This is a genomic window from Komagataeibacter melomenusus (assembly GCF_013155395.1).
Taxonomy (GTDB): Bacteria; Pseudomonadota; Alphaproteobacteria; order Acetobacterales; family Acetobacteraceae; genus Komagataeibacter; species Komagataeibacter melomenusus.
Genome location: NZ_JABJWC010000089.1, coordinates 1 through 4606 on the forward strand (window position 1 = coordinate 1; position 4606 = coordinate 4606).

The 4606-nt window shown below is 62.7% G+C and carries 7 protein-coding genes and 2 tRNA genes; 3 read left to right on the plus strand and 6 right to left on the minus strand.

All coding sequences use genetic code 11. The annotated features are described in order from the left end of the window. On the minus strand, positions 1 to 396 hold a 396-nt coding region (locus tag HNW77_RS16960), incomplete at its 3' end, for a DUF2946 family protein (protein ID WP_172159260.1). Between the two features lie 119 nt (positions 397 to 515). Here HNW77_RS16960 and HNW77_RS16965 point away from each other — a divergent pair. Both HNW77_RS16965 and HNW77_RS16970 read left to right on the plus strand, forming a co-directional pair. Beyond that, positions 516 to 1295: an energy transducer TonB gene (locus tag HNW77_RS16965; RefSeq protein WP_338033804.1), complete on the plus strand. Its 780-nt coding sequence runs from the start codon at positions 516 to 518 to the stop codon at positions 1293 to 1295. A 534-nt stretch (positions 1296 to 1829) separates the two neighbouring features. Next, complete coding sequence (locus HNW77_RS16970) at positions 1830 to 2231, plus strand: hypothetical protein (protein WP_172159262.1); 402 nt, start codon at positions 1830 to 1832, stop codon at positions 2229 to 2231. A gap of 224 nt (positions 2232 to 2455) precedes the next feature. Here HNW77_RS16970 and HNW77_RS16975 read toward each other — a convergent pair. From HNW77_RS16975 to HNW77_RS16995, 5 genes are all read right to left on the minus strand, one after another. Beyond that, positions 2456 to 2532: transfer RNA gene (locus tag HNW77_RS16975), tRNA-Arg, on the minus strand. Between the two features lie 26 nt (positions 2533 to 2558). Next, positions 2559 to 2810 (minus strand): NADH dehydrogenase ubiquinone Fe-S protein 4, encoded by a 252-nt coding sequence (locus HNW77_RS16980; RefSeq protein ID WP_241694542.1) that lies wholly within the window; start codon positions 2808 to 2810, stop codon positions 2559 to 2561. Between the two features lie 76 nt (positions 2811 to 2886). Next, positions 2887 to 2963: transfer RNA gene (locus HNW77_RS16985), tRNA-Pro, on the minus strand. Between the two features lie 148 nt (positions 2964 to 3111). After that, positions 3112 to 3594, minus strand: coding sequence for a xanthine phosphoribosyltransferase (gene gpt / locus HNW77_RS16990; RefSeq protein WP_172159266.1), 483 nt, complete (start codon positions 3592 to 3594; stop codon positions 3112 to 3114). Further along, positions 3594 to 3959 carry a tRNA-binding protein gene (locus HNW77_RS16995; RefSeq protein ID WP_172159268.1) on the minus strand — a complete coding sequence of 122 codons (366 nt, stop codon included), beginning with the start codon at positions 3957 to 3959 and terminating at the stop codon, positions 3594 to 3596. The genes gpt and HNW77_RS16995 overlap by 1 nt, the downstream gene beginning before the upstream one ends. A gap of 108 nt (positions 3960 to 4067) precedes the next feature. Between HNW77_RS16995 and HNW77_RS17000 the strand changes: the two genes are divergently transcribed. Continuing rightward, on the plus strand, positions 4068 to 4606 hold a 539-nt coding region (locus tag HNW77_RS17000; RefSeq protein WP_172159270.1), incomplete at its 3' end, for an MFS transporter.

The following is a 4606-nucleotide window of genomic DNA, read 5'->3' on the forward strand; positions in this document are numbered from 1 at the left end:
GGGCTGGCGGGGTTCGTGCCGGTGGGCGGCCCATGCCATGGGCGGCAGGGGCAGGAAGGGCAGAACCACCAGCGCAAGGGCAGGCAGGTGCAGGAGCGGGCAGAGCGGGCAGCCTTCGGCATGGTCGTGGCCATGGGGGGCCGTGTCGCCATGCTCATGGGGTGCGTTCGCCATCGCCATGTGGTGATGCGGCGGCGCTGCGTGGCGTTCTGACCGCGTTGCGACGGGAGCGATATCGATTCCCGTCAGCCGCATGATGGTGCCGCGCGGCAGTTCGCCGGGCAGGCTGCGGCTTTCAACCAGCAACTGGCCCCATAGCCCCAGGCACGCGCACAGCACCATGACCCAGCGGATCACAGGCATGTCATGCATGAAGGGGTGGCGGGCTTGGCCCATGATGGACAGGTTCTTTGCGGTTGTAAGATAAAGGCGGTAACAGGACAGTGTTCTCGGAGGTCGGGGGCTTTTTGTCAAATGACAAGGCAGCCCGCGTCCGTGCCCCAATGGATGGAAGCGTGCAGCAGCAGGACAGAACGGCAGGCCGGATTCTTGTCACGTCAACCGGCCCCGCCGGCTGGCGGCGCGGGCGGCTGCTTGCGGGCTGGGCCATCATGGCTGCCGTGCTGGGCCACGGCCTGATTGCCGTGTGGCTGCTGCCCGCCCGCGCGCCCGTGCCCGCGGCCCCAGCAGAAAAAAACAGCATTCAGGTCTTTTTTGACCAGCCCGGGGTTGCACCGCCCCCCCAGGAGGCTACGCCACAGCCACAGCCACAGCCACAGCCACAGCCACAGCCACAGCCACAGCCACAGCCACAGCCACAGCCACAGCCACAGCCACAGCCAAAAGCCGTGGCCACGCCGCCTGTTACCGCCCGGCCGGCCGTAACACCTGCCGTGCGCCCTGTTGCGCAATCCCGGTCACCGTCTGCTCAGCCCTCGGCCCAGGCCCGTGTTGCCGCACCGGTTGGGTCTGCCCCTGCGGCAACGCAGAATGGCCCGGCCGTGCCTGGCGCAGCACAGGCTGCGGCGGCTGTGCCAACCGCGCCCCATTGCACGCCCCCCGCCTGGCGTTACCCCGCCATGGCCCGTCACATGCATGAGGAAGGCAATGCGCTGGTTGATGTCGTGCTGGGGAGCGAGGGGCAGGTGGTACAGGTCAGCCTGAAATCCGGCACCGGCTATGATGACCTGGACAGCACGGCCCTTGCCGCTGCGCGCAAGGTGCAGTGCACCCCGCAGGGTCGCCCGCTGGAGGGCACGCATGTCCTGCTGCCGGTTACGTTTCGCCTGCATTAATGGTGAAGGGACGTTCGGCAACCCTGTGCAGGCAGCCGCCCATGCGTATAAGAATGTCCGTTTTAAAAAATTAGCGCGCTGCCCAACTCGGCATTTTTTCGATTTGAGGGCGGGATAGAAGGCTGGTTATCATTTTTTTAGGAATATTTTCCGCATAAAGGGTGTGTCGCCGGAAACATGCGTTTTCTGGTGATGGCAGCCCCGATCACGATCGACCATCCATCCTGACGGTCGGGGCTGTCTTGATCCTATCCTGCATGGCTAAAGTCAGCACATGCTAAGGGCATCAGAATATACGCCCTGTGTAGCCGATCCATCATGTCATTTTATTCTATAAAAATGAATAGGTGATATATATAACGAGAGTGTAAAGGATGATATAAACAATCATTCCTGATGCATTTGCTATTCCTGAATAATTTTGAATTTAAGCAAAGAGGACTGTGATTCTCTTTGTTACACGATCTTCCCTTTTATTTATCATGGCACGGTCCAATCTCTTGAGGGTCGATATGTCGATATAAAGGAACGATCATGAAACGCGCATTTGTACTGGCCCTTGCTCTTGGTGCTGCCCTGCCGGTTGCGGCTCACGCCCAGTTCGATGGTTCGAACCACAATGAAAGTGGCGAGCATCGTGGCGGCTGGGGCGGTCACGGCGGCGGCGAAGGCCGTGGTGGCGAGCAGGGCGGCCAGAATGGCGGCTGGGGCGGCCATGGTGGCGGCGAAGGCCGCGGTGGCGAGCGCGGCGGCCAGAATGGCGGCTGGGGCGGCCATGGTGGCGGCGAAGGCCGCGGTGGCGAGCAGGGCGGCCAGAATGGCGGCTGGGGCGGTCACGGTGGCGGCGAAGGCCGTGGTGGCGAGCGCGGCGGCGAGCATGGCGGCTGGGGCGGCCACGGTGGCGAAGGCCGTGGTGACCAGGGCGGATCCAACTGATCCTGGCGCAATAGGAGAAAGGCCCGGGGTTATGCCCGGGCCTTTTTTTATTTGCCTGCGCTTGCGGCGTATGGAAGGCAGGCTGTCATATAAGAAAGTTTCTGATGAAGCTTTTTTCAGAAATCCTGGAAAAGATATTGGGTCACGGCTCTGCAAAATAGGGCGTATGACCCATAGTGCACTGCAAACCGTGCAAACTTTTAAGCCGCTAAGTCATTGAAATCTGGCGCGCCCTGCTGGATTCGAACCAGCGACCCACAGCTTAGAAGGCTGTTGCTCTATCCAACTGAGCTAAGGGCGCGAGCCTGCCCTTGTGCCAGATCGCTTCTAATGCGTCCAGTTCTGTATCCGGTCATAGCGGAAATTATCGGCATAGGCTTTGGGCCTGCGATGGCGCGGGGCGGGGATCTCGATATCATACGCAATGCCCTGCGTGGTAGCATAGGCGATGGCGCTGTCCTGGTCAGGAAATTGCAGTTGCAGTTGCGATGGCGTGTCGGTGCTGCCGGTCCAGCCCATGAGGGAATCGATATGGCGGGGGCGGTTCTGCCCGTAATCCAGCACCCATGTATGGGTCATGGCCTGGCCAGACTGGCCGGCGGGTTTTGACTGCCTGTAAATCCGGGCTCGCATGAGCATTGTCACTCCCAGGATATGGTCGGGGCGCCCGGACTCGAACCGGGGGCCTCGTGTACCCAAAACACGCGCGCTACCAGGCTGCGCCACGCCCCGTGACCACGAGCGGGAAACTATGGGGCAACGGCTGTTCTGGCAAGCACATTCTTGCAAAAAAATACCGCACCCGACCCGCCCCGGGCAAGCGGGACAGGCAGGCGCGGTGAACAACACGTCGTGTAATGGACCAGGGCGGGGGAAGGGGTCAGGCTTTCTCGACAGATTTGCTGGCCAGCGGCGGAATGAACAGCGGCGCCGTATCCCACGGAAAGAGCACCCACGTATCCTGCGGCACCTCGACCACGAACAGGTCGGTAACGGGGCGGCCGGCGGGCTTGGCGTACAGGCAGGCAAATACCGCCTTGGGCAGCAGCTTGCGCACGAGCTGGGCGGTCACGCCCGAATCCACCAGGTCATCAATGATCACGAAGCCCTCGCCATCACCGGCGGCCTCGGCTTTCTTGATCACGTTGGCCTCGCCCATCTTCTCCTCGTCGTAGGTGACGACGGAGATGGTCTCGATCAGGCGGCAGTCGAGTTCACGGGCGATGATCGCGGCAGGGATCATGCCCCCGCGCGTGATGGCCACAATGCCCTTGAACGGGCCACGGTGCATCAGCGTGCTGGCTAGCTGGCGGGCATCGCGGTGCAGCTGGTCCCATGTTACGGTTGCGTAGCTCTTGGCCATCAGAAAAGTTTTCCTCCATCGGGAACACGGCCATCCGGGCGGATCAGGATGGCTTCTCCATTACTGTCGGGCATGCCCAGTGTCAGCACTTCACTGCGGAAGGGACCGATCTGCCGGGGCGGCACGTTGATGACCGCGCAGATCTGGCGGCCCACCAGCCGGGCCGGGACATAGCGGTGATTGACCTGCACCACCGATGACCGCACCCCGATATGGGGGCCGAAATCAATCGTGAGCCAGAAGGTGTGCGGCCGCATGTCGCGCAGGGGCCGTGCCTCCACGACCGTGCCGGCCCGGATATCGAGCCACTCACGGGCTTCCCCTTGTGTGCCGGGCACGGTGGCATGCTCTACAGGGTGTGTCATGCAACCGCTTTTGCCCGTGTTGGGGCGGATTTGCAAACGGGAGGATGCGTTTTTTTGATGGGGAAAGCGTAGGATATCCACGAGTGCTGCTGTTAGGATACAGCCATCATGCCTCCTGTTTCCGCTCCACCCGGCGCGCAAGGCCCCACGCCTGCCGCATCCCCCCTGCCGCTGCACCGCCATCCGGGGCTTCTGGCGTTCCTTGCCGCCCGCACGGCGTCCTCCTTTTCGGCCTGCGTGCAGGCCGTGGCCGTGGGGTGGCAGATCTATGCGCTCACCCACAGCACCACGGCGCTGGCGCTGGTGGGGCTGGCGCAGTTCCTGCCCATGGCGGGGCTTTTGCTGCCTGCGGGCCATGCGGCTGACCATTTCAACCGGCGTGTGATCGTGGTGACATGCCAGGCCATCGAGGCGCTCTCGGCGCTGCTCATGGCCATCGCCGCGTTTGGCGGATGGACCACGCCGTGGATGATCTATGCCATGGTGATGGTGTTCGGCGCGGCGCGTGCGTTCGAGATGCCCTGCCAGCAGACCTTCCTGCCCGCGCTGGTGCCAGCCCATGTCTTTCCCCGTGCCGCGGCGGTGTCCTCCTCGCTGTTCCAGGCGGCGGCGGTGACGGGGCCATCGGTGGGGGGCTTGCTTTACGG

Excerpts from the sequence above, each read along its gene's own strand:
- gpt (WP_172159266.1), bottom strand. The coding sequence starts at position 3,594 with ATGGCCAAGAGCTACGCAACCGTAACATGGGACCAGCTGCACCGCGAT.
- HNW77_RS16995 (WP_172159268.1), bottom strand. The coding sequence starts at position 3,959 with ATGACACACCCTGTAGAGCATGCCACCGTGCCCGGCACACAAGGGGAA.
- HNW77_RS16970 (WP_172159262.1), top strand. The coding sequence starts at position 1,830 with ATGAAACGCGCATTTGTACTGGCCCTTGCTCTTGGTGCTGCCCTGCCG.
- HNW77_RS16980 (WP_241694542.1), bottom strand. The coding sequence starts at position 2,810 with ATGACCCATACATGGGTGCTGGATTACGGGCAGAACCGCCCCCGCCAT.